The 22283-nt window shown below is 71.5% G+C and carries 15 protein-coding genes and 1 pseudogene; 6 read left to right on the top strand and 10 right to left on the bottom strand.

All coding sequences use genetic code 11. The features are described from left to right. Nucleotides 1-11 precede the first annotated feature (11 nt). Nucleotides 12-2216, bottom strand: coding sequence for an MMPL family transporter (locus tag QM720_RS00130; protein WP_415123904.1), 2205 nt, complete (start codon nt 2214-2216; stop codon nt 12-14). A gap of 110 nt (nt 2217-2326) precedes the next feature. On the opposite strand from QM720_RS00130, the gene QM720_RS00135 reads away from it, so the two are divergent. Then, nucleotides 2327-2902 carry a MarR family winged helix-turn-helix transcriptional regulator gene (locus tag QM720_RS00135; protein WP_415123906.1) on the top strand — a complete coding sequence of 192 codons (576 nt, stop codon included), beginning with the start codon at nt 2327-2329 and terminating at the stop codon, nt 2900-2902. A 137-nt stretch (nt 2903-3039) separates the two neighbouring features. Here the strand turns inward: QM720_RS00135 and QM720_RS00140 are convergent, their stop codons facing one another. After that, nucleotides 3040-4308: a histidine--tRNA ligase gene (locus QM720_RS00140; protein WP_415127749.1), complete on the bottom strand. Its 1269-nt coding sequence runs from the start codon at nt 4306-4308 to the stop codon at nt 3040-3042. A 31-nt stretch (nt 4309-4339) separates the two neighbouring features. Continuing rightward, nucleotides 4340-5023, bottom strand: coding sequence for a MazG nucleotide pyrophosphohydrolase domain-containing protein (locus QM720_RS00145; RefSeq protein ID WP_415123908.1), 684 nt, complete (start codon nt 5021-5023; stop codon nt 4340-4342). A 12-nt stretch (nt 5024-5035) separates the two neighbouring features. On the opposite strand from QM720_RS00145, the pseudogene QM720_RS00150 reads away from it, so the two are divergent. Next, a pseudogene (locus QM720_RS00150) lies at nt 5036-7713 on the top strand (phosphoenolpyruvate carboxylase). Nucleotides 7714-7716: 3 nt separating this feature from the next. Here QM720_RS00150 and QM720_RS00155 read toward each other — a convergent pair. Both QM720_RS00155 and mfd read right to left on the bottom strand, forming a co-directional pair. Further along, a complete protein-coding gene (locus QM720_RS00155) occupies nt 7717-8316 on the bottom strand; it encodes a gamma carbonic anhydrase family protein (RefSeq protein WP_415123910.1) in 600 nt (199 codons plus the stop codon). 52 nt (nt 8317-8368) lie between these two features. Continuing rightward, a complete protein-coding gene (mfd, locus tag QM720_RS00160; RefSeq protein WP_415123912.1) occupies nt 8369-11974 on the bottom strand; it encodes a transcription-repair coupling factor in 3606 nt (1201 codons plus the stop codon). A gap of 44 nt (nt 11975-12018) precedes the next feature. Between mfd and QM720_RS00165 the strand changes: the two genes are divergently transcribed. Next, the gene (locus tag QM720_RS00165; protein ID WP_415123914.1) at nt 12019-12585 is read left to right on the top strand and encodes a hypothetical protein; all 567 of its coding nucleotides are present in this window, start codon (nt 12019-12021) and stop codon (nt 12583-12585) included. 17 nt (nt 12586-12602) lie between these two features. Here QM720_RS00165 and pth read toward each other — a convergent pair whose 3' ends face one another. The 3 genes from pth to QM720_RS00180 all read right to left on the bottom strand — a co-directional run bounded on the left by pth (nt 12603) and on the right by QM720_RS00180 (nt 14733). Beyond that, nucleotides 12603-13187 (bottom strand): aminoacyl-tRNA hydrolase, encoded by a 585-nt coding sequence (gene pth / locus QM720_RS00170; protein WP_415123916.1) that lies wholly within the window; start codon nt 13185-13187, stop codon nt 12603-12605. 74 nt (nt 13188-13261) lie between these two features. Next, nucleotides 13262-13870 (bottom strand): 50S ribosomal protein L25/general stress protein Ctc, encoded by a 609-nt coding sequence (locus QM720_RS00175; RefSeq protein ID WP_415123918.1) that lies wholly within the window; start codon nt 13868-13870, stop codon nt 13262-13264. 365 nt (nt 13871-14235) lie between these two features. Further along, nucleotides 14236-14733 carry an AAA family ATPase gene (locus QM720_RS00180; protein ID WP_415123920.1) on the bottom strand — a complete coding sequence of 166 codons (498 nt, stop codon included), beginning with the start codon at nt 14731-14733 and terminating at the stop codon, nt 14236-14238. 351 nt (nt 14734-15084) lie between these two features. On the opposite strand from QM720_RS00180, the gene QM720_RS00185 reads away from it, so the two are divergent. Both QM720_RS00185 and gndA read left to right on the top strand, forming a co-directional pair. After that, entirely contained in the window at nt 15085-16482 is a 1398-nt protein-coding gene (locus tag QM720_RS00185) for a DUF222 domain-containing protein (RefSeq protein ID WP_415123922.1), read from the top strand. Nucleotides 16483-16709: 227 nt separating this feature from the next. Beyond that, nucleotides 16710-18164 carry an NADP-dependent phosphogluconate dehydrogenase gene (gene gndA, locus QM720_RS00190; RefSeq protein ID WP_415123924.1) on the top strand — a complete coding sequence of 485 codons (1455 nt, stop codon included), beginning with the start codon at nt 16710-16712 and terminating at the stop codon, nt 18162-18164. Between the two features lie 120 nt (nt 18165-18284). On the opposite strand, the gene QM720_RS00195 is transcribed toward gndA, so the two are convergent. Continuing rightward, the gene (locus QM720_RS00195; protein ID WP_415123926.1) at nt 18285-19814 is read right to left on the bottom strand and encodes a sensor histidine kinase; all 1530 of its coding nucleotides are present in this window, start codon (nt 19812-19814) and stop codon (nt 18285-18287) included. Further along, nucleotides 19811-20542 (bottom strand): response regulator transcription factor, encoded by a 732-nt coding sequence (locus tag QM720_RS00200; protein ID WP_415123928.1) that lies wholly within the window; start codon nt 20540-20542, stop codon nt 19811-19813. The genes QM720_RS00195 and QM720_RS00200 overlap by 4 nt, the downstream gene beginning before the upstream one ends. Before the next feature lie 215 nt (nt 20543-20757). On the opposite strand from QM720_RS00200, the gene QM720_RS00205 reads away from it, so the two are divergent. Beyond that, nucleotides 20758-22257 (top strand): ABC transporter permease, encoded by a 1500-nt coding sequence (locus QM720_RS00205; RefSeq protein ID WP_415123930.1) that lies wholly within the window; start codon nt 20758-20760, stop codon nt 22255-22257. Nucleotides 22258-22283: the final 26 nt, after the last annotated feature.

The following is a 22283-nucleotide window of genomic DNA, read 5'->3' on the forward strand; positions in this document are numbered from 1 at the left end:
CCACGAGGGCTTCAGTCTGGCCTCCCCCCGGGTCGGGTCTCGATCGCGTCCCGGCGGCCGAGCTGCGACGGCCACCAGATCGTCCGGCCGATGTCGTAGAAGAGTGCGGGCACGAGGAGGGCGCGCACCAGGAAGGTGTCCAGGAGCACGCCGAAGGCGACGATGAACGCGATCTGTACGAGGAACAGGATCGGGATGACCGCCAGGGCGGCGAAGGTGGCGGCGAGCACGAGACCCGCGGAGGTGATGACGCCTCCCGTGACGGCAAGCCCGCGGATCACGCCCTCGCGTGCGCCGTGGACGCGCGCCTCCTCACGCACGCGAGTGGCGAGGAAGATATTGTAGTCGATCCCGAGCGCGACGAGGAACACGAAGCCGTAGAGCGGAACGGCCGGATCGGCTCCGGGAAGCTGAAGAACGTGGTTGAACACGAGGGCGGAGACGCCGAGCGCGGTGCCGAAGGAGAGCACGGTGGTGAGGATCAGGAGGATCGGCGCGACGACGGCACGCAGCAAGATCATCAGGATGATGAGGATCACGACGAGCACGATCGGGATGATGAGGGCACGATCGTGAATCGAGGCATCGTTGGTGTCGATGGCGGTCGCGGTGACCCCTCCGACGAGCGCGCCGTCGCCGTTGTCGGCGAGCTGAGCGCGCACCTGCCGCACGACGCTTTCGGCGGCATCCGAATCGGCGGCGTCGTTCAGGGTGGCCTGCAGCAGCACCTTCCCGTCGACCACCGTCGGAGTGGGCGTCGACGTGCCCGACGGGGTGATCCCGGCGGCCGTGACGGGCGCCGACCCCGACGCCGCATCCGTGCTGAGCACGGCGACGTCGTCGATGCCCGAGGTGTCCAGCAGCGTGTCGGCGGTCTGCTGGAGCGCACTGTGCGGCGTCAGCACGTACACCGGGCTGCCCGAGCCTGCGGGGAAGTGCTCACCGAGAGCATCCTGGCCTGCCCGCGCTTCGGATGCCGTCAGCACGAGGTCGGACTGCGCCACGCCCTCGGCGCGCAGCTGAGTGACCCCGAACGCCCCGACGATCAGCACCAGAGAGGTGCAGGCCCAGACCGCACGGGGGTGGCGGCGGACGAGGGAACCGACTTTTCGCCAGAGCCCGCGGGCGGGCACTCCCCCCTCGGCGGCGACGACCTCGGGCTCGAACCGGGGGCGCCGGGGCCAGAATGCTGTCCGTCCGAAGGCGAAGAGGATGGCGGGCAGCAGCGTCAGCGCGCAGAGCATGGCGAACACGATGCCGATGGCGGCGACGGGTCCGAGCGCGCTGTTGGACTTGAGGTCGCTGAGCAGCAAGCACAGCAGGCCGACGATGACCGTGCCGCCGGAGGCGAGGATCGGCTCGAACGAACCGCGCAGCGCCGCTGCGCTGGCGGCCCATTTGTCCTGCTGGACGCGGAGGGCTTCACGGTAGCGGGAGACGTAGAGCAGCGAGTAGTCGGTCGCGGCTCCGATGACGAGGATGAACAGGATGCCCTGGGTCTGCCCGCTCAGCATGATCACCCCCGCCTTCGCGAGCCACCACACGACGAGCAGGGCGACGGTGAGGGCGAACAGGCTGGTCGAGAGGACGGCGACGGGCAGCAGCAGCGAACGGTAGACGAGCACGAGGATGATGAACACGGCGAGCAGCGCGACGCCGAGCAGGAGCCCGTCGATCCCGGAGAAGGCGTCGATGAGATCGGCGGTGAAACCGGCCGGTCCCGTGACGTAGACGGTGAATCCCGCGGGAGCATCGGCGCGAAGCTGCTCGCCGACCGCGGCGGCGACCTCTCCGATCTCGGCATCCGCGTCGATCGGGACGAACACTTCGAACGCGTAGCCGTCTTCCGAGGGGATGAGGGGTGAGATGCCGGCGGATACGCCGGGAAGATCGGAGAGCGCGGCCACCGCGTCGCCCAGCGCCTCGATCTCATCCTCGGTCGCCTTGTCCGCGCCGACGAGCACGACGACTGCGGGAATGGCATCGGTCCCCCGGAACTCGGCCAGGCTCTCCTGCACGCGGGTAGCGTCTGCGGAGGCGGGAAGGTAGGACGTCTGGTCGTTCGAGGAGACCTCGTCCACCTTGCCGAAGTAGGGGCCGCCGACGGCTGCCGCCACCAGCCACACCAGGATGATCAGCGCAGGGATCGCAACCCGCAGCCACCGGAGGCGACCCCCTCGCCCGGCTGGGGGTTGCGCATCGGCCGTGATCGTCATCGTCTCCTCCACCCGCTCGCATCTTCACCCAAGCTACTATGTCTGAGGCGATATATTAACCTCCGGTTGATTATTTACGCCTTGGCGCCGATCGCCCTACGATGGCTCTCATGCACGAGCAGGGCCCTCGGTCGATTCACGACCCGATCGCGGAGAGCCTCTACGACCTCGGCTCCGGGCATCCCGCCCGCGACCTCATCCAGGTTCCTGACCTCTCGGCGGCAGAGATCGCTCAGATCACCCGGCTGATGAGGGCGCTCGCAGACCTGCGAGAAACCGAGCAGGCCATCATGGAGGCCTCGGAGAAGTACATGAAGCTCAGCCGACAGGACATGCGCGCCCTCCACTACCTGATCATCGCAAAGGCCCGTGGAGAGCTCGTCACGCCCGGCATGATCGCCGCATTCCTGAAGATCTCGGCCGCCTCGACCACGAAGCTGCTGAACCGCCTGGAACGTGGGGGCCACGTCGTTCGCCGCCTGCATCCCACCGACCGCCGCGCGTTCGCCATCGAGATCACGCCCGAGACCGAGGCATCCGCCAAGCGCACTGTCGGAAAGCAGCACGCCAAGCGCCTGCACGCGGCGGCCCGCCTGACGGGCCCGGAACGGGAGACCGTCATCCGGTTCCTCCAGGACATGGCCGGCGAGATCTCCATCACCACCGCCGACTGGGCACCCAACTGACGCGCGCCCCCACACCCCCACCCCCATCCCCCCGCCCCACCCGGCGAGACCGCATCGGTGCACCGAGACTGCAGCGCGCAACCGCTGTTTCGGTGCACGGATGCTGTCTCGCAAGGAGTGCGCGGCGGGGGTGGGGGTCAGGACAGGGGCTTCAGATCGAGGGATGCGGGGGTGTGGCCGGCGGAGACCGTGGCGAAAGCCGTGTAGCCGTCGGCGGCGGCGCGGCCCAGCAGCGCCGTGAGGTTCTTGGTGCGCTGCTCCAGACGCACGCGGGCACCGTCTGCGACGAGCGCGGCCTTGAGGGCGACGAGTTCGGCGACGGGCACGTCGCGGTCGTGCACGAGGACGACCGCGCAGACCTGCGCATCCTCCCCCGCAGACACGAGATCGACGATGCGCTCGAACCCGAGCGAGAAACCGACCGCCGGAACGTCCTGGCCGAGGAAGCGACCGATCATGCCGTCGTAGCGGCCGCCGCCGCCGAGCGAGTAGTCGACGCTCGGGTGCGCGAGCTCGAAGATCGTGCCGGTGTAGTAGCCCATCCCGCGCACGAGGAAGGGGTCGAAGACCAGTGGGATGCCGCCCGGCCGCGGCGCGGCGCCGGCACGAGCGGCACCGACGGCGTCGCCGATCGCGACGAGGCTTCCGACGACCTCGTCGGGCGCCCCCGCCGGCAGCGCCTTGCGGATCTGGCGCTCGCCGTACGGGTGATACTCCATCGTCTGGGGGCGGCGCAGGAACGCCTCGAAGGCGTCGACCGCGGCCGAGGTGGCGCCCCGCTCGCGCAGTTCGGCGGTGACGCCGGCGGGGCCGAGCTTGTCGAGCTTGTCGATCGTGATGAGCACGCCGGGGCGCTCGCCCTGCGCGAAGCCGAACTGCTCCAGCATCCACTCCAGCGCGCGGCGGTCGTTGATGCGGATCGTGCCGCCCTCGAGCCCCAGGGCATCGAGCGTGTCGAGGGTGGCGGTGACGAGCTCGGCCTCGGCGCGGCCGGTGGCGTCGCCGATGATGTCGATGTCGCACTGCACGAACTGGCGGTAGCGGCCCTTCTGCGGGCGCTCGGCCCGCCACACCGGCGCGATCTGGATCGAGCGGAACACTGTCGGCAGCTCGGCGCGGTGCGTCGCGTAGAAACGCGCGAGCGGCACCGTGAGGTCGTAGCGCAGGCCGAGATCGGCCAGCTGCGCGGGGTCGCCCGCGGCGGCGATGGCCGCGGCATCCATCCCGCGCTTGAGGACGGCGAAGGCGAGCTTCTCGTTGTCGCCGCCGAGCCCTGAGTGCAGGCGCTCGTAGTCCTCCATCACGGGGGTCTCGATCTCGTCGAAGCCGTGCGCGCGGTAACGCTCGCGGATGACGGCGAGCACGCGCTCGCGGCGGGCCTTGTCGGCGGGGAGGAAGTCGCGCATGCCGCGCGGCGGGTTCACAGATGCCACCCGGCTATTGTTCCAGTTCCGCCGCGCGGATCTCCCCCTCCAGCATCCGGAGCCGTTCGCGCAGCGCGCGCTCCGCGTCCCACCCGCGCTCCCGCGCCACGGCGACGAGCCCCAGCAGCGCGTCGCCGAGCTCGGCCTCGGTCTCCGGCGCCGGGGCGGCGGCGCCCGGGGTGACTCCGCGCACGGCGGCCTTGGCGAGGAGCTTCTGGGCGAGGGCGAGGGCAGGCATGTGGTGCGAGATGCCATCGAGCACCGACCGGCGCTCGTGCTTCTCGGCTGCCTTCGCCGCGTTCCAGTGGACGAGAACCTCTTCCGGAGTCGTCGCGACGGCATCCGCGAACACGTGCGGGTGCCGGCGCACCATCTTCTCGGTGAGCCCGCGGGCGACGTCGTCGATGTCGAACGGGTCGTCGGCATCCTGCGCGGCGATCGCCGCGTGGAACAGCACCTGCCACAGCAGGTCGCCGAGCTCCTCCCGCAGATCGGCGCGGGTGCCGGCTTCGACGGCGTCGATCAGCTCGGCGCTCTCCTCGATGAGGTACGGGACGAGGTCGCGATGAGTGATGCGCTGCGACCACACGCAGCGCTCGCGCACGGCGCGCATCGCCTGCGCCGCCTGGCGCAGGGAGTCGGGATCGGGCGTCACCCCGGCATCGTAACGCGTAACCGCATCGTCACACGGGGCCATTAGCGTGGAGGGATGCCCGAACAGCCCCGCACCGAAGCCATCAGTCTCGTCGGTCGCGACGAGGCCGAGCAGGATCTGCCCGAGCGCCTGCGCGCCGACGTGCGGATGCTCGGCTCGCTCCTCGGCCAGGTGCTGCGCGAGAGCGGATCCCCCGGCCTGTTCGAAGACGTCGAGCGGCTGCGCCAGGCCACCATCGCCGCCCGCTCCGACGCCTCGCCGGAAGGGTTCGAGCGGGCCGCGGCGATCGCGCAGTCGTTCTCGGTGGCGCGCGCCGACGAGGTCGCCCGGGCGTTCACGGTGTACTTCCACCTCGTCAACCTCGCCGAGGAGCACCAGCGGGTGCGCGCGCTGCGCGCGCGCGACGGCCGGCCCGACCGGGAGGATGCCGCCGATTCGGTGGCCGCCGCGTTCGTGCACCTGGCCGCCGAGGTCGGCGACGAGGCCGCGCTCGAACGGCTGCAGGGCCTGCGCTTCCACCCCGTCTTCACGGCGCACCCGACCGAGGCGCGGCGCCGCGCGGTGTCCACCAGCATCCGTCGCCTCGCGAAGCTGCTCTCGGAGTACGACGCATCGCTGCACGGCGGCGCCGACGAACGCCGCGCGCAGCGCCGGATGCTGGAGGAGGTCGACACCCTGTGGCGTACCGCGCCGCTGCGCGCCGAGAAGCCGACACCCGTCGACGAGGTGCGCGCCATCATGGCGGTGTTCGACGAGACGCTGTACACGGCCACGCCGCACGTCTACCGCCGCGTCGACGACGCGCTGCAGGGCGCCGCCGCGGGCAGCCGCGCACCGATCGTGCGGCCGTTCGTGCGCCTGGGCACCTGGGTCGGCGGCGACCGCGACGGAAACCCCTTCGTCACGGCGGCGGTCACCAAGAAGGCGGCCGGCATCGCGGCCGAGCACATCCTGCTCGGGCTGGAGCACTCCGCGCAGCGCATCGCCAAGACGCTCACGGTCGCGGCCGACACGACGCCCCCGAGCAACGCGCTGGTGGGCCTGCTGCAGCGACTGTCGGACGCCGACGAAGACGGCGCCGCCGACGCCGCCAAGCGCGCGCCGTCCGAACCGCACAAGCGCGCGATGCTGCTGATCGCACGCCGCATCGTCGCGACCCGCCGCCGCGACGCCGATCTCGCGTACCGCGACCCCGAGGTGCTGCTGGGCGAACTACGCACCGTGCAGGAGTCGCTCGTCGCCGCCGGTGCGCCGCGCCAGGCGTACGGGCACCTGCAGCAGCTGCTGTGGCAGGTGGAGACGTTCGGCTTCCACCTCGCCGAGCTCGAGGTGCGGCAGCACTCCGCCGTGCACGCGCGGGTGCTCGCCGAGGCGGCCTCCGGCGCCCTGCACAGTCCCCTCAGCAGCCAGTCCGAGGAGGTGCTCGAGGTCTTCCGCACGATCGCGCAGATCCAGCACCGCTACGGGCCGCGCGCGGCGGGGCGCTACATCGTCTCGTTCACGCAGTCGGCGGCCGACCTCGCCGCCGTGCACGAGCTGGCGCGCCTGGCCGTCGGGCCGGGCGGCACGGCCCCGGTGCTCGACGTGATCCCCCTGTTCGAGACGTTCGCCGACCTGCAGGCGGCCCCCGGCATCCTCGCCGAGATCGTGGAGCACCCGGCCTTCGCCGCGCGCCTGGAGGAGACCGGCCGGCATCTGGAGGTCATGCTCGGCTACTCCGACTCGTCGAAGGACGTCGGGCCCGTCGCCGCCAACCTCGCGCTGTACGAGGCGCAGGCGCTGATCACGGCGTGGGCGGAGGGGGCCGGCATCCGGCTCACGCTCTTCCACGGTCGCGGTGGCGCGCTCGGGCGCGGCGGGGGCCCTGCGAATTCGGCGATCCTCGCGCAGCCGCCGCACTCCGTCGATGGGCGGTTCAAGCTCACCGAGCAGGGCGAGGTCATCTTCGCCCGCTACGGCGACCCGGCCATCGCGATGCGGCACATCGACCAGGTCGCGGCGGCGGCGCTCCTGGCCTCGGCCCCCTCGATCGAGCAGCGCAACCGCGACGCGGCCGCCCGCTACGCCGAGATCGCACGCACGATGGATGCCGCCTCCCGCGACCGGTTCTTCTCCCTCGTGAAGGCCGACGGGTTCGCGTCGTGGTTTGCGACCGTCACGCCCATGGAGGAGATCGGCCTGCTCGCGCTCGGCTCCCGACCCGCCCGGCGCGGACTGTCGGTGGAGTCGCTGGCCGACCTGCGCGCGATCCCGTGGGTGTTCGCCTGGTCGCAGGCGCGCATCAACCTGGCCGGCTGGTTCGGGCTGGGCTCTGCGCTCGAGGCGGTCGGCGACGAGGAGCTGCTGCGCCGGGCCTACCACGAGTGGCCGCTGCTGCGGACGGTCATCGACAACGTCGGGATGAGCCTGGCGAAGGCCGACGAGCGCATCGCGCGCCAGTACCTCGACCTCGGCGACCGCGCCGACCTCGCCGACCTCGTCCTCGACGAGCTGCGCCTGACGGCCGAGTGGGTCATCCGCATCACCGGCGGCGGGGCGCTGCTGGCGAACAAGCCCGTCCTGCAGCGCGCCGTCACGATGCGCAGTCCCTACGTCGACGCCCTCTCGCTCCTGCAGCTGCGGGCCCTGCGGGCGCTGCGCACGGGCGACGCGACCGAGGCCCCGCCCCGTGGCAGCAGTTGCTGCTGCTGTCGGTGTCGGGGGTGTCGGCGGGGCTGCAGAACACCGGGTGAGGGTCAGTCCAGGCGGCGGTCGGCGGCGTGGCGGGCGAGCGAGGACGCATACCGCTCGGTGAGCTGCACCATGAGGTCGGGCGTGTCGCGGTCGACCCCGAAGACGTAGCCGGGGAAGTCGAGTTCGGGCTGGGCGGCGCCGATCTGCTCGTGCTGGTCGGACGAGAGCAACTGCACGGGGTCGCCGACGGCGACCCAGCCGATCGGCACGACGGTGCCCTCGGGCAGCACGGTCTGCCGGTGCACGATCGCGTTGATGCGCACCTCGCAGCGCCGCCCCACGCGGGCGCCGTTGAACACGCGCGCCCCCGAGGCGAGGAACACCTCGTCGCCGAGCGTCGCGCCCGCGATGCTCGCGAAGGTGCCGATCAGCGTGTGATCGCCGATGCGCACGGCGTTGGCCGACGTCGCCCGCACGAGCGCGTTCTCCATGACGATGACGTGCGCGCCGAGGACGACCGGGCCGCCCTCGGCGGTGAGGACGGCGCCGTGCAGCACGTGGCATCCCGCGCCGATCGTGACATCGCCGGAGATCACCGCCGTCGGGGCGACGACGGCGTCGGGATGGATGCGGGGGCTCGCGCCGAGATGCTCGAACTGCATGGTGCCACACTGCCGCGCGCGTGCGGCCGTCGCAAGAGGTTCCGCGCGGCGCTCACGCGCCGGTCGGCTCGGTAACCGGCAGCGGGAAGAGCTGGTCGAGCAGCTGCGCCGTCCAGGCGACGAGGTCGGCGTCGGCGAGCGGCTCGCCGCCGGTCGGCAGGGGCACGATCATCGCCTCGCCCCCGGCGAGCACCTTCGCCTTCGGGTGCAGGCGCTGCAGCCGCACGCGCAGCGAATCGGGCAGGTGCGCGGGGGCGACCCGCAGGTTCGGCCCCATCGCGACGACGTCGGTGAGCTGCGACTGCGCGGCGCGGCGACGCAGCCGGGCGATGCGGAACAGGCCCTCGACCTCGGCGGGCGGGGCGCCGTAGCGGTCGCGCAGTTCGTCGGCGACGAGGTCGATCGCATCGGGCGCTCCGGGTGCGGCGGGCGCCGCGGTGACGGATGCCGCGGCCGACAGCTTCTGGTAGGCCTCGAGCCGTAGGCGCTCGCTGTCGATGTAGCTCTCCGGCAGCCGCGCGTCGACGGGCAGCTCGAGGCGCAGCTCGGCCGGCCCCGCGACCTCGTCGCCGCGGAACGCCGCGACGGCCTCGCCGATCATCCGCAGGTACAGGTCGAAGCCGACCCCCGCGATGTGGCCGGCCTGCTCGGCGCCCAGGAGGTTGCCCGCGCCGCGCAGCTCCAGATCCTTCAGGGCGACCTGCATGCCCGATCCGAGGTCGTTGTTGACGGCGATGGTCTCCAGCCGGTCGGCGGCGGTCTCCGACAGCGGCTTCGACTCGTCGTAGAGGAAGTACGCGTACGCCCGCTCGCGCCCGCGCCCGACGCGCCCGCGCAGCTGGTGCAGCTGCGACAGGCCGTACTTGTCGGCGCGGTCGATGATGATCGTGTTGGCGTTGGAGATGTCCAGGCCCGTCTCGATGATCGTCGTCGACACGAGCACGTCGGCGCGGCGCTCCCAGAAGTCGTCGACGACCTGCTCCAGCGCGTGCTCCCCCATCTGGCCGTGCGCGACGACGATGCGCGCCTCGGGGACAAGCTCGGCCAGGTGTGCGGCGACGCGCTGGATCGACTGCACGCGGTTGTGCACGTAGAACACCTGGCCCTCGCGCAGCAGTTCCCGCCGGATCGCGGCCGCGATCTGCTTGTCGGATCGCGCACCGACGTACGACAGGATCGGATGCCGGTCTTCGGGCGGAGTGGCCAGGGTCGACATCTCCCGGATGCCGGTGACCGCCATCTCCAGCGTCCGCGGGATGGGGGTCGCGCTCATCGCGAGGATGTCGACGTTCGTCTTCAGCTTCTTCAGCGCGTCCTTGTGCTCGACGCCGAAACGCTGCTCCTCGTCGATGATCATGAGCCCGAGATCCTTGAACGCGATCTTCTCGGTGAGGATGCGGTGGGTGCCGATGACGAGGTCCACGGTGCCGTCGGCGAGCCCCGCGACGGTGTCGCGGGCCTCCTTGTCGGTCTGGAACCGCGACAGCGGCCGCACCTTCACGGGGAAGCCCGCGAACCGCTCGGTGAACGTGTCGAAGTGCTGTTTGACGAGCAGGGTCGTCGGCACGAGCATCGCGACCTGCTTGCCGTCCTGGATCGCCTTGAACGCCGCACGTACGGCGACCTCGGTCTTGCCGAAGCCGACGTCGCCGGAGAGCAGCCGGTCCATCGGGATCGGCCGCTCCATGTCGGCCTTGATCTCGTCGATCGTCTGCAACTGGTCGGGCGTCTCGGCGAACGGGAACGCCTCTTCGAGCTCGCGCTGCCACGGCGTGTCCGGGCCGAACGCGTAGCCCTTCGCCGCCATGCGCGCCGAGTAGAGCTTGACGAGCTCGACGGCGATGTCGCGCACGGCCTTGCGCGCCTTGCCCTTCGCCGCCGCCCAGTCGCTGCCGCCCATCTTCGACAGCGCCGGCGCCTCCCCGCCGACGTAGCGGCTGAGGAGGTCGAGCTGGTCGGTGGGGACGTACAGCTTGTCGCCGGGGTGGCCGCGCTTGGACGGCGCGTACTCCAGGACGAGGTACTCGCGCGTCGTCTTGATGGCGCCCCGGCCGCCGCTGGAGACCTCGCGCTGCACGAGTTCGACGAACCTGCCGATGCCGTGCGTGGAGTGCACGACGATGTCGCCCGCCTTCAGCTGCAGCGGGTCGACGACGTTGCGGCGCCGCGACGCGAGCTTCTTGACGACACGGCCGTCGGCACCGATCGTGCGGCCGTAGAACTCGCTCTCGGTGAGCACCGCGAGGCCGGCCAGCTCGAAACCGCTCTCCAGCGTCGCGACGACGGCGGTGACCACCCCGGCATCCGGGATCTCGTCGAGCGTGTCGACGGTGCGCGCGGCGATGCCGCGCTCGGCGAGCACGTCGCGGGTGCGTTCCACGAGCCCCACCCCGGATGCCGCCACCACCACGCGCCACCCCGCCGCGACCAGCTCGCCGACGTGCGCCGTCGCGCCGTCGACGTTGCCGTGGAACGACGGCACCGGTGATGCCGCCACCCGCACGGCCGTGCCGTCGGAGTCCAGCCCGTCGGCCGCGGCATCCGTGGCTCCGGAATCAAAACTGCTGAACGTCCACCACACGCCGCCCCGCGCGGCGGTCGCCTCGCGCAGCTCGGGCAGGGTGAGGAAGTCGCCCGCGCCGAGATCGACGGGCGTGTCTGCGCCCGCGACCGCGGCGCTCCACGCGGCCTCGAGGAACTCGCGGTTGGTCTCGCCGAGCGTCACGGCGCGGGTGACGGCCCGCTCGGGGTCGACGAGGGCGGTCGCGGTGCCGCGCGGCAGGTAGTCCACCAGCGGCACGACGGCATCGGCGACGGCCGGCAGAAGCGACTCCATCCCCTCGACGGGGATGCCCTCGCTCATCTTCTCCAGCATCCCACCGAGCCCGGGGAACCGGTCGCGCAGCCCCGCGGCGCGCTCGCGGACGGCGGGGGTCAGCAGCAGCTCGCGGCTCGGCAGCAGCGTCACCTCCGTCACCTCGCCGGGGAGGGAACGCTGGTCGGCGACCGAGAACGCGCGGATCTGCTCGACCTCGTCGCCGAAGAACTCGACGCGGTACGGGTGCGGGGCCGTCGGCGGGAAGACGTCGAGGATGCCGCCGCGCACCGCGAACTCCCCGCGCCGCGACACCATGTCGACGCGGTGATAGGCGAGCTCGACGAGGCGCCGTGCGACGGCGTCGAGGTCATGCCCGCGCGCGGAGACGACCAGTTCGACGACGCCGACCTCGGTGAGTCCGGCGGCGACCGGCTGGAGGGCGCTGCGCACCGACGCCGTCACGACCAGCGGGCGCGGGGCACCGGCGCGCTCCCACGCCGCCACCTCGTGCAGCACCGACAGCCGGCGCCCCACCGTCTCGGCCGACGGGCTGAGGCGCTCGTGCGGCAGCGTCTCCCAGGCCGGGAAGTGCCGCACAACGGCATCCGGGATGAGGCTCTGCAGCGCGGCGCCGAGCGCCTCGGCGCGCCGCCCGGTGGGCGCGATCGAGAGCAGCGCGGCGGGTCTGCCGGCCGCCGTGCGCCGATCGAGGAGGGTGGCGAGCAGGGGCGCATCGAGCCCGGCGACCAGGGAGAAGTCGGTGTCGACGCGGGCGGCGTCGGCGGCGTCGCGGACGGCATCCACCCGCGCGAGGGCGCGCACGATCCCGGAAACTGTCACCGCACGAGTCTAGTTCGCAGCGGCCCGTCTGCCAGGATGGGCAGGTGAGCGAGAACACGCCGTCGACCCCGCCGCCGTATCAGCAACCCGCGTATGCCCCGCCGCAGCCGCCGGTGTACGCCCAGCCCGCGCAGCCGCCGGTGTACGCCCAGCCCGGCGCCTACGCCCCGCCCGCCTACGCGGCGCAGGCGCCCACGCAGCCGGCATCCCCGCAGGCGCCCGCCCAGCCCGGGCAGGCCAAGACGCTCGGCCTCGTCGCGCTCATCGTCGCGATCGTCGCCGTCGTGGCATCGGCCATCGGGGCGGCGGTCGCCGGCGTCGCGATCGGCACCGGCGTGGGGCCGGCGCTCTCCGACCTCCAGAGCCTCGAATCGGCCGACCTGTCGATCTACTCCCCCGTGCGGGGCTGGGTGCTGATGGCCGAGATCTCCTTCTGGGTCGGCACCGTCCTGGGCCTGTGGGCCCTCGTGCAGGGCGCCATCGCGATCGGCACGCGTCGCGGCCGGGGTCAGGGCATCGGCGCGGTCGTCGTCGCCGTGCTCGGCCCGGTCGTCTTCTTCGTCGTCGTCGTCGTGGCGGTGGGCGCCGGCGCCGCCGGCTCGTTCGTCTAGAGCGGGCTCAGCCGAGCTCACTCCCGCGGGGCGTGATGCTTCTGCTGCGCGGCGAGCAGACCCTCGCCGACGAGAAGCTCGACGGCATCCGCCGCGTCCGCCACCAACAGCGGCAGGTGCGCGCGCTCGGTCGCCGAAAAGGGATCGAGCACCCAGTCGGCCGGATCCTGCCGCCCGGGCGGGCGGCCGATGCCCACGCGCACGCGCGGGAAGTCGGCGGTGCCGAGCGCCTTCGCCACGTCACGGATGCCGTTGTGTCCGCCGTGCCCCCCGCCCGTCTTGAGCTTGATCGTGTCGAACGGGATGTCGAGCTCGTCGTGCACGAGCACGACCCGCTCGGCCGGCACGTCGTAGAATCGCGCCAGCTGCGACACCGGCCCCCCGGACACGTTCATGTACGAGTTCGGCGTCGCCAGCACGAGCTTGGCCCCGCCGGGGCGCAGCCAGGTCTCCGCCACCCGCGCGTTCGCCCGGTGGGAGCGCAGGGTCTCGGAGCGCCGGGCGGCGAGTTCCGCGATCACCATCTGGCCGACGTTGTGCCGCGTGTTCTCGTAGCGCGGGCCCGGGTTGCCCAGTCCCGCTACCAGCCAGGTCTCGGCCATGTGCTCCCCCTCGATGAAATCGACGCAGCCCGCCTCCCCAGTATGGGGGGCGGGCTGCGTGCGGCGTGTGACGCTTACTCTGCGGCGGCCTCGTCGGCGGCCGACGCACCGTCCTCGGCGTCGCCCTCGGCGTGCGCGGCGGCGGGCACCGCGATCGCGACGATGAGAGTCTCACCCTCGGTCACGAGGCTCGCACCCTGGGGCAGCTTCAGGTCGGCGGCGGTGATATGCGTGCCCTCTTCGAGACCCTCGACGTCGACCTCCACGCTCTCCGGGATGTGCGTGGCCTCGACCTCGAGCGACACCGTCGCGTTGTCGAGGTTGACGATGGTGCCGGCGAACGACTCCCCCACGACGACGACGGGAACGTCGACGTGGATCTTCTCGCCCTTCTTCACGACGAGCAGGTCGATGTGCTCGATGATCTGGTGCACCGGATCCTTCTGCACGTCCTTGACGAGGGTCAGCTGCTGCTTGCCGGCGACCTCGAGCTCGAGCACCGCGTTGGCGCGGCGGATGAGCAGGCCGACCTGGTGGCCCGGCAGCGCGACGTGCACCGGGTCGGTGCCGTGGCCGTAGATGACGGCGGGGATCTGGCCGGCGGCGCGCAGGCGGCGCGCGAAGCCCTTGCCGAAGTTCTCGCGAAGCTCGGCGATGACCTTGGTGTCGGTCTCGGTCGACATGATGGTTCTCCTTGTGGGCGTGCGCCCTGGGTTGTCTGCGGGGCGGGCCCTGTGGGTCTGTGGTCTCGACTCGAACGCCCGCGCGTGAGGAGAACCGAACCGGGGTTCGCTGTGCTCGCATCACCGCGTCGATCACGGATGCGCGCATCCCTCGCCGAGGTTCCCCCAGTCTACCAGCGACCCCGCTACGATGAAGACATCGTCCGGCGCGCACCGGTCTTGGCGGCCGCGACGACGCCATCGAACCCGGGAGGACCCATGGAATACGGCTTCATGTCGCACGCGATCTTCTGGTTCATCGGCCTGATGACCCTCGGCGCGACGGTCGGCGCGTTCGCCGCACTGTGGTCGCTGGGCCGCTCGGGCTACCGCAAGGACTGAGCGCCCCGCAGGGCGCCGTCGATGCGCGCGACGATCGACTCCAGGTCGGCATCGTCGGCGATGCGCACGCCACGCTCGTCGGCGGTGAGCGGCTCGTCGACCGGCGCGGGCGGGGCGGCCGCGAGGCGACGCCGCTGCCGCCTGGTCAGCCGGCGCGTGCGCGTCGCGGTCTGCGAGTCGGCGACCAGCTCCACGACGTGAAGTCCGGCGACCGCCTGCCGCAGCCGGTCGCGCTCCGGGCGGGTCAGCAGCGGCGATGCCACGACCGTGGCCGTGCCCGCCGCAAGCGCGACCGCCACGGCATCCAGCCACCGCGCCTGCGCGGCCCTGCCCTCGGCCTCGACGAGCAGCGGATCGCGCACGCGCCGCGGCGCCTCGCGCAGCTCGGCGCCGTCCACGAAGCGCCCGTGCAGCCGTGCGGCCAGCGCCGCGCCGATCAGCGCCGTTCCCGACCCCGCGGGGCCTGTGACAAGTATCCGCATGACGGCATCCTGCCAGCCCGCTCCCCGTGCACGCGGGTGCCGCGCCGCCGTCGCCCGCGCTACGCAACCGAAAAGGCCGCGCTCCTCGTCGTGGCGCGCGCGGCGGGGTTTCTCACACGGCTAGCGTCGATCACCGCTTCGATCGGCCCTCTGACCTGACCTCTTTTTCTTTCTGTTCAACAGCGAATTATCGGAAGTGATTTGTTCGATTTTCTTCTTGCTTCTTTCGGTTTTATATTCTATTCTGCTGGTAGGGAGTGAAGTCCCTTACGGGTGGCCTCGGGTGAGGCGGGAGCGTTCTGCTCCGTAGCGAAGAGTCTGGTTTTCGTTGCTCATCACGGGAGTGTCTTCATGTCTGCTGATGCGGTGTTTTCGCCGGTGTCGGGGTGGCCGGTGCTGGATGACCTGGTCATCCGGTTGCTTGCCGCCCGGGCGCAGGTCGCGGCCGCGCAGGCGGCCGAGGCCGCGGTGCTGGCCGAAGCGGTCGATGTGATCGCCGACCGGGTCGCGCTGCGCCGGCAGGAGGCACTGGCGGCCGGGCGGATGCCGCGCGTGTCGGAGGCGGATCTCCCGCTGCGGGAAGTCGCCCTCGAACTCGGGATGGCGATGCGCGTCGGCGATCGCACCGTGCAGTCCCGCATCAGTGACGCCCACCAGCTGGTCACGGCATACCCGGCCGCGTTCGCCGCGTTCGGTGTCGGGCGGATCGACGCGGGCCATGCGTGGGGAATCGTGCACGCCGGCGCCGCCCTGAACGATGAGGCCGACCGTGCCCGCTATGAGGAGCTCGTGCTGGCCGTCGCCGAGACGGAATCGCCGTCACGGATGCTGCACGCCGCGCGCGCGATCGCCGCGACCATATGCCCAGACGCGTTCACCGACAACGCGACCATCGCCGCCGAAGACCGCGGAATCCGGCTGTGCGACCTCGCCGACGGCATGTCCCGGCTGATCGCAGACCTGCCCGCACCCCTCGCACACGCGATCTTCGACCGCCTCACCACACAAGCCCACGCCGCAGCGAAAACGACCAACGACGACACCACGCGAAGCGACGCGGGCAACCACGGCTCCGACCGTGACGCCCGAGACCGGACCGTCTTCACAACACGCCCCGGCCGCGCCGCGAACCCGAAACCCGGCATCGACCCGCGGACGATCAACCAGCTGCGCGCCGACCTTCTCGCCGACCTGCTGCTCACCGGCGCACCCACCGCCCACGGCGGAACAGACGGCACCCTCGCCGGCATCACCGGCACCATCCAGATCACCATCCCCGCCCTCACCCTCGCCGGTGACCCCACCAGCGAACCCGCTCTCCTGGCCGGATACGGGCCCATCCACCCCCACCTCGCCCGACAACTAGCCGGACTCGCCCCCGGCTGGGACCGCGTGTTCACCCACCCCCACACCGGACTCCCGCTCGCGGTAGACCGGTACAAACCCTCCGCACAGCTGAAACGGTACCTCGCCGCCCGCGACGAACACTGCCGCACCCCCGGCTGCACCCGCCCCGCACACCGCTGCGACGAAGACCACACCATCCCCGCCAGCATCGGCGGACCCACCCACCCCGACAACCTCGCAAACTTCTGCCGCAGACACCACACCGCCAAACACCACACCGCCTGGCACGTGAAACAACTCGGCCACGGCACCCTGCAATGGACCAGCCCCACCGGCCGCCACTACCTCGACAAACCACCCGCCACCGTGAGATTCACCCCCGAGCTGGAACCACCGTTCTAGAGTCGTGGAGAGCCCGGACTCATCTCACGCTCCGCGCTCACGCGCTCCTATCGCGACGTCGTGCACGAGCGCAGGATGCGCCGCCACGGACATTCCATGCCGCCACTGCCGCTCGACGCCCCGTTCGCGAGCAGCCTGCGCCTGGTCGACGACGTGTAAGGTCACCGATTCCATCCCCGCCCCTACTACGCTGGGGTCATCCCGCGTCACCATCGAGGAGTCCTGCCATGTCTTCGCCAGCCACTGCCAACATCGGAGTCGTCGGACTCGCCGTGATGGGCTCGAACCTCGCCCGCAACCTCGCCTCGCGCGAGGGCAACACCGTCGCGGTGTACAACCGGTCGCGGGCGAAGACCGACGAACTCGTCGCGGCTCACCCCGAGGCAGGCTTCGTCCCGGCATTCTCGTACGAGGAGTTCGCGGCGTCGCTGCAGAAGCCCCGCACCGCGATCATCATGGTCAAGGCGGGCGGACCGACCGATGCCGTCATCGACGACCTCATGAACGTCTTCGAGCCCGGTGACATCATCATCGACGGCGGCAATTCCCTCTTCACCGACACGATCCGCCGCGAGAAGGCGGTCGGCGACGCCGGCTTCAACTTCGTCGGAATGGGCGTCTCCGGTGGCGAGGAGGGCGCCCTCCTCGGCCCCGCGCTCATGCCCGGCGGCCCCGACGAGGCGTGGGCCACGCTCGGCCCCATCCTCCGCTCGATCGCCGCGGTCGCCGAGGGCGAGCCGTGCGTCACGCACGTCGGTCACGACGGCGCCGGCCACTTCGTGAAGATGGTGCACAACGGCATCGAGTACGCCGACATGCAGCTGATCGCCGAGGCGTACGACCTCATCCGCCGCGGCACCGGCAAGACCCCGGCCGAGATCGCCGACATCTTCGCCGCGTGGAACCGCGGCGAACTGGAGAGCTACCTCATCGAGATCACCGCCGAGGTCCTCCGCCAGACGGATGCCGCCACGGGCACACCGCTCGTGGACCTCATCGTCGACGAGGCCGGCGCCAAGGGCACCGGCGCGTGGACCGTGCAGACCGCCCTCGACCTCGGCGTGCCGGTATCCGGCATCGCCGAGGCGACCTTCGCCCGGTCGCTGTCCAGCCACCGCGAGCAGCGCGACGTGGCGGGGACCCTCCCCGGCCCGGCCGAGGGCGCGTTCACGGTCGCCGACCCCGACGCGTTCGTCGAGCAGGTGCGCCTGGCGCTGTACGCGTCGAAGATCGTCGCCTACTCCCAGGGCTTCGACGAGATCCGCGCGGGCGCCGCGCAGTACGGCTGGAACATCGACCTGGGTGCGGTGAGCAAGATCTGGCGCGGCGGCTGCATCATCCGGGCGCAGTTCCTCAACCGCATCGCCGACGCCTACGACGCCGACGGAACCCTGCCGGTGCTGCTGACCGCGCCGTACTTCGTCGAGGCGCTCGGCCGCGCGCAGGACGCATGGCGCGAGATCGTGCAGCTGTCGGCGGGTGCCGGCATCCCGGCCCCGGCGTTCTCCTCGTCGCTGGCCTACTACGACGGGCTGCGCGCCTCGCGCCTGCCCGCCGCGCTCGTCCAGGGCCAGCGCGACTTCTTCGGCGCGCACACCTACCGCCGCACCGACAAGCCCGGAACCTTCCACACGCTGTGGTCGGGCGACCGCACCGAGGTCGAGGCCGAAGACACCCACTGACCCCACACCCCCACCCCTTCGCGAAACCTCGCAAATGTCCCGTTTTGGGGGGCTCCACACGGCGTGTCGCCGACATTTGTGAGGTTTCGCGAAACGGCGGCGCGGGGCCCGCGGCGGCTGTCAGGCGGGGAGCTCGGGGCGGGCCGGCAGGCGCACCTCGAACACCGTCGCGCCGGGCTCGCTGTCGACCGTGATGATGCCATGGTGGGCCGTCACGATCGCCTTCGCGATCGACAGGCCGAGCCCGCTGCCGCCGGTCTGACGCGCCCGCGACACGTCGGCCCGCGCGAACCGCTCGAACAGCTCGTCCGCGACGGCCGGGTCGATGCCCGGGCCGTTGTCGATCACCCGCACAACGGCGTCGCCGTCCTCCACCGCGACGCTGGCGGTGACGCGCGTCCCCGCCGGCGTGTGCACGCGGGCGTTGGCGAGCAGGTTGGTGACGACCTGATGCAGCCGCGTCGCATCGCCCGCGACGACGACCGGCTCCTCCCCGGCGTCGAGCTCCCACTCGTGCTCGGGACCGGCCGCCTGCGCGTCGGCGACGGCATCCACCACGACCCGCGTGATGTCGACGGCGCTGTAGACGAGCTCGCGGCCCTCGTCCAGGCGGGCCAGCAGCAGCAGGTCCTCCACGAGCGAGGTCATCCGCAGTGAGGCGGCCTGGATGCGCTCCAGCCCCTGCTCCGACTGCCCCGCGCTCGCGGCGAGCTGGGCCTTCGTCGCGCGGGCGCCGGCGTCGTGCGTCTGGCGCAGCGAGCGCAGCGACAGCTCGGAGTAGCCGCGGATGGCGGCCAGCGGCGTGCGCAGTTCGTGACTGGCGTCGGCGACGAAGGCGCGCATGCGCTCCTCGTTGCGCTGGCGCGACGCGAGCGACGCGTCGACGTGGTCGAGCAGCGTGTTCAGGGCCGCGCCGACGCGGCCGATCTCGTCGGAGGCGTCGGATGCCGGCACCCGCTCGGTGATCGACACGTCACCGCGGTCGAGGGGCTGCGCGGCGACGCGCGCGGCGGTGTCGGCGACGGCGCGCAGCGGCCGCAGCGAGCGCTGGATGACGAGCGCCACGATCGCGGCGAGCACCAGCAGCCCGCCCGCGGTGACCAGCCCGACCGTCGTGAGGATCTTTGCGACCGTGGCGGTCAGCTCCGAGGTCGGCATGCCCACGAGCACGGGCCCGCTCGCCTGCGCCTGCAGCCGCACCCGGTACTCGCCGAGGTCGCTGATCGCCACCGTCCCCCAGCCCTGCGCGTCGACGTTGCCCCCGGTGAGGCTGGCGAGCTGGTCGTCGGTGAGCGCGATGGCCGTGCCGTCGTCATCGAGGTAGGCACCGGTGATGCCGCCGGTGGTCTGCATCACCAGCAGTGTGCCGACCTCCGCCGGGCGGTCCGTCAGCACCTGAACCGCCGTCAGGTCCGACTCGTCCGGACTGCCCGGATGGAAGACCATCATGCGGTTGCTCGCGGCGCTGACCTGCGCGTCGAGGTTGTCGGACATGATCTGCCCCAGGATCGCGCCCGTCGCGAGCCCGATCGCGACGAGGATCAGCGCGACGAAGGAGACGACCGTCACGATGAGGCGCGTCTGCAGACTCCAGCGGCGCCGGATGCGGGCGGGAGCGGGCTCGAGTTGGGTCACTGGGTGTTCGGTCACTGGGGCGCTTTGATCATGTAGCCCACGCCGCGCACGGTGTGGATGAGGGGCTCACGCCCGGCGTCGATCTTCTTGCGCAGGTAGGAGATGTACAGCTCGACCACCGACGAGCGGCCGCCGAAGTCGTAGTTCCACACCCGGTCGAGAATCTGCGCCTTCGACACGACGCGGCGCTGGTTGCGCATGAGGAAGCGCAGCAGCTCGAACTCGGTCGCGGTCAGTTCGATCTCCGTACCGGCGCGCTCGACCTCGTGCGAGTCTTCGTTGAGCGTCAACTCGCCCACGCGCAGGATCGGGTCGGCGCCGCCCTGCGTCGCGCTGCCGGCGCGACGCATCAGGCCGCGCAGGCGCGCGACCACCTCTTCCAGGCTGAACGGCTTCGTCACGTAGTCGTCGCCGCCGGCGGTGAGGCCCGCGACGCGGTCGGAGACGGCATCCTTCGCGGTGAGGAACAGCACCGGCACGTCGTTGCCGGCCTGGCGCAGCCGCTGCAGCACGGCCATGCCGTCGAGGTCGGGCATCATGATGTCGAGGACGAGCGCGTCGGGGTCGAACTCGCGCACGGCGGTGAGGGCGTCGAAGCCGCTGGCGGCTGTGCGCACCTCCCATCCCTCCATGCGCAGGGCCATCGACAGCAGGTCGGTGAGCATCTGTTCGTCGTCGACGACGAGCACGCGGAGGGCCGAGCCGTCGGGGCGGTGCAGGGCGTGGGTGGCGGGTGTTGTCATGCCTCCATTCTCACGAGCGGGCTATGCGATTGCTATGGCACTGATTATGAGCATCCTATGTATCCGGCACCATGTTCCGATGGATGCCGGCATCCCCGCCCCGGGCGCTCATAGGTTTCGCATCAGAAGCGCTGGGTGCGCGCATCATCGGCGTCCGTAGCGTCGGTCCATCGGCGCATCACCGCAGCAGAAGAGCACGCGCCGGAAAGGAACCCATGTACTGGACGTACCTGCGCCGCGAACTCTCCGGCCGCAAGAAGCAGACCGCGATCGTGGCGATCGGACTCGGCATCGCCATCGCCCTGGTCATCATCGTCAATTCGCTGTCGGCCGGCATCCGCGACGCACAGGCGCAGGCGCTGGAGTCGGTCTACGGCGTCGGCACCGACATCACCGTGACCGGCGCTCAGGCCGAGCCCGGCGAGGGCGGCGGCCAGGGCGGCCCGAGCTTCGACTTCGACGAGAACGGCGGCACGACCGACGCCGACGGCAACACGACGCTCAACCAGTCGACGCTGCGCACCGACTTCACCCGCGGCACGCTCGACGCCTCGACCCTCGACACGGTCGCCGCCGTCGACGGCGTGTCGGCGGTCTCGGGTGCCCTGAGCCTCACCAACTCGACCTTCGATGGGGAGCTCCCCGCGATGCCCAGCGACGACAGCCAGTCCGATGCGAGCCAGGGCGGCGCACCCGGCCAGGGCGGCGAGGGCGAGGGTGGCCAGGGCGGCGGCGGCGGCTTCGGCGGCGGCTCGTTCAACGTCGACTCGTTCACGGTGCTCGGCATCGAGCCGTCCGACACGGCCGTCGGCCCGATGTCGTCGACCTCGGTCACCGACGGCCGGGCTCTCACCGAGTCGGACAACGGCACCGACGTCGCCGTGCTCGACTCCAGCTACGCGACGAGCTCCGACCTCGCCGTCGGCGACACGATCAACGTCGGCGGGACCGACTTCGAGATCGTCGGCATCATCGCCTCCACCGGTTCGACGGCCGACACCGCGGCGAACGTGTACATCCCGCTCGATGTCGCCCAGGATCTCTCCGGCGCCGGAGACGTCGTCTCGACGATCTACGTGCAGGCCACGTCGTCCGATGCCATCGCCTCGGTGCAGAGCAGCCTCGAGACCGCGCTGCCGGATGCGACCGTCAGCTCGCAGTCCGACCTCGCCTCGACGGTGTCGTCGTCGCTGTCGAGCGCCAGCTCGCTCATCACGAGCCTCGGCACGTGGCTGTCGATCATCGTGCTGGCCGTCGCGGTCGCACTCGCCGTGCTGTTCACGATCTCCGGCATCTCCCGCCGCACCCGCGAGCTCGGCACCCTCAAGGCGATCGGCTGGTCCAACGGACGCGTCGTCGGCCAGGTGGCCGGTGAGTCGGTCGTGCAGGCTCTCATCGGCGGCGTGATCGGCGTCGTCATCGGCGTCGCCGGCGCCGTGGCGATCAACCTCATCCAGCCGACGATCTCCACGACGGCCGCCAGCACGCAAGGCCCCGGCGGCATGGGCGGCCAGGGCGGTGGCCAAGGTGGCGGCGGCGGACTCGACCAGCTCGGCGAGACCGTGAGCAACGTCGTCCTGCACGCTCCGCTGTCGATGTGGATCATCGTCGCGGCCCTCGGCCTCGCCGTCGCGGGCGGCCTCGTCGCCGGCGCGTTCGGCGGCTGGCGCGCCGCCCGGCTGAGCCCCGCCGAAGCCTTGCGAGCGGTCGCGTGAGCGCGGCACCCGTACCCGAGAACACC

The sequence above is a fragment of the Microbacterium sp. genome (assembly GCF_047602155.1).
Taxonomy (GTDB): domain Bacteria; phylum Actinomycetota; class Actinomycetes; order Actinomycetales; family Microbacteriaceae; genus Microbacterium.

Bases quoted from the DNA above. Each gene is read 5' to 3' on its own strand.
- pth (WP_415123916.1), bottom strand. From the start codon at position 13,187: ATGGCCGAGACCTGGCTGGTAGCGGGACTGGGCAACCCGGGCCCGCGC.
- QM720_RS00130 (WP_415123904.1), bottom strand. From the start codon at position 2,216: ATGACGATCACGGCCGATGCGCAACCCCCAGCCGGGCGAGGGGGTCGC.
- QM720_RS00205 (WP_415123930.1), top strand. From the start codon at position 20,758: ATGTACTGGACGTACCTGCGCCGCGAACTCTCCGGCCGCAAGAAGCAG.
- gndA (WP_415123924.1), top strand. From the start codon at position 16,710: ATGTCTTCGCCAGCCACTGCCAACATCGGAGTCGTCGGACTCGCCGTG.
- QM720_RS00145 (WP_415123908.1), bottom strand. From the start codon at position 5,023: ATGGCCCCGTGTGACGATGCGGTTACGCGTTACGATGCCGGGGTGACG.
- QM720_RS00180 (WP_415123920.1), bottom strand. From the start codon at position 14,733: ATGCGGATACTTGTCACAGGCCCCGCGGGGTCGGGAACGGCGCTGATC.
- QM720_RS00155 (WP_415123910.1), bottom strand. From the start codon at position 8,316: ATGCAGTTCGAGCATCTCGGCGCGAGCCCCCGCATCCATCCCGACGCC.
- QM720_RS00140 (WP_415127749.1), bottom strand. From the start codon at position 4,308: ATGCGCGACTTCCTCCCCGCCGACAAGGCCCGCCGCGAGCGCGTGCTC.
- QM720_RS00200 (WP_415123928.1), bottom strand. From the start codon at position 20,542: ATGACAACACCCGCCACCCACGCCCTGCACCGCCCCGACGGCTCGGCC.
- QM720_RS00175 (WP_415123918.1), bottom strand. From the start codon at position 13,870: ATGTCGACCGAGACCGACACCAAGGTCATCGCCGAGCTTCGCGAGAAC.
- QM720_RS00185 (WP_415123922.1), top strand. From the start codon at position 15,085: ATGTCTGCTGATGCGGTGTTTTCGCCGGTGTCGGGGTGGCCGGTGCTG.
- QM720_RS00135 (WP_415123906.1), top strand. From the start codon at position 2,327: ATGCACGAGCAGGGCCCTCGGTCGATTCACGACCCGATCGCGGAGAGC.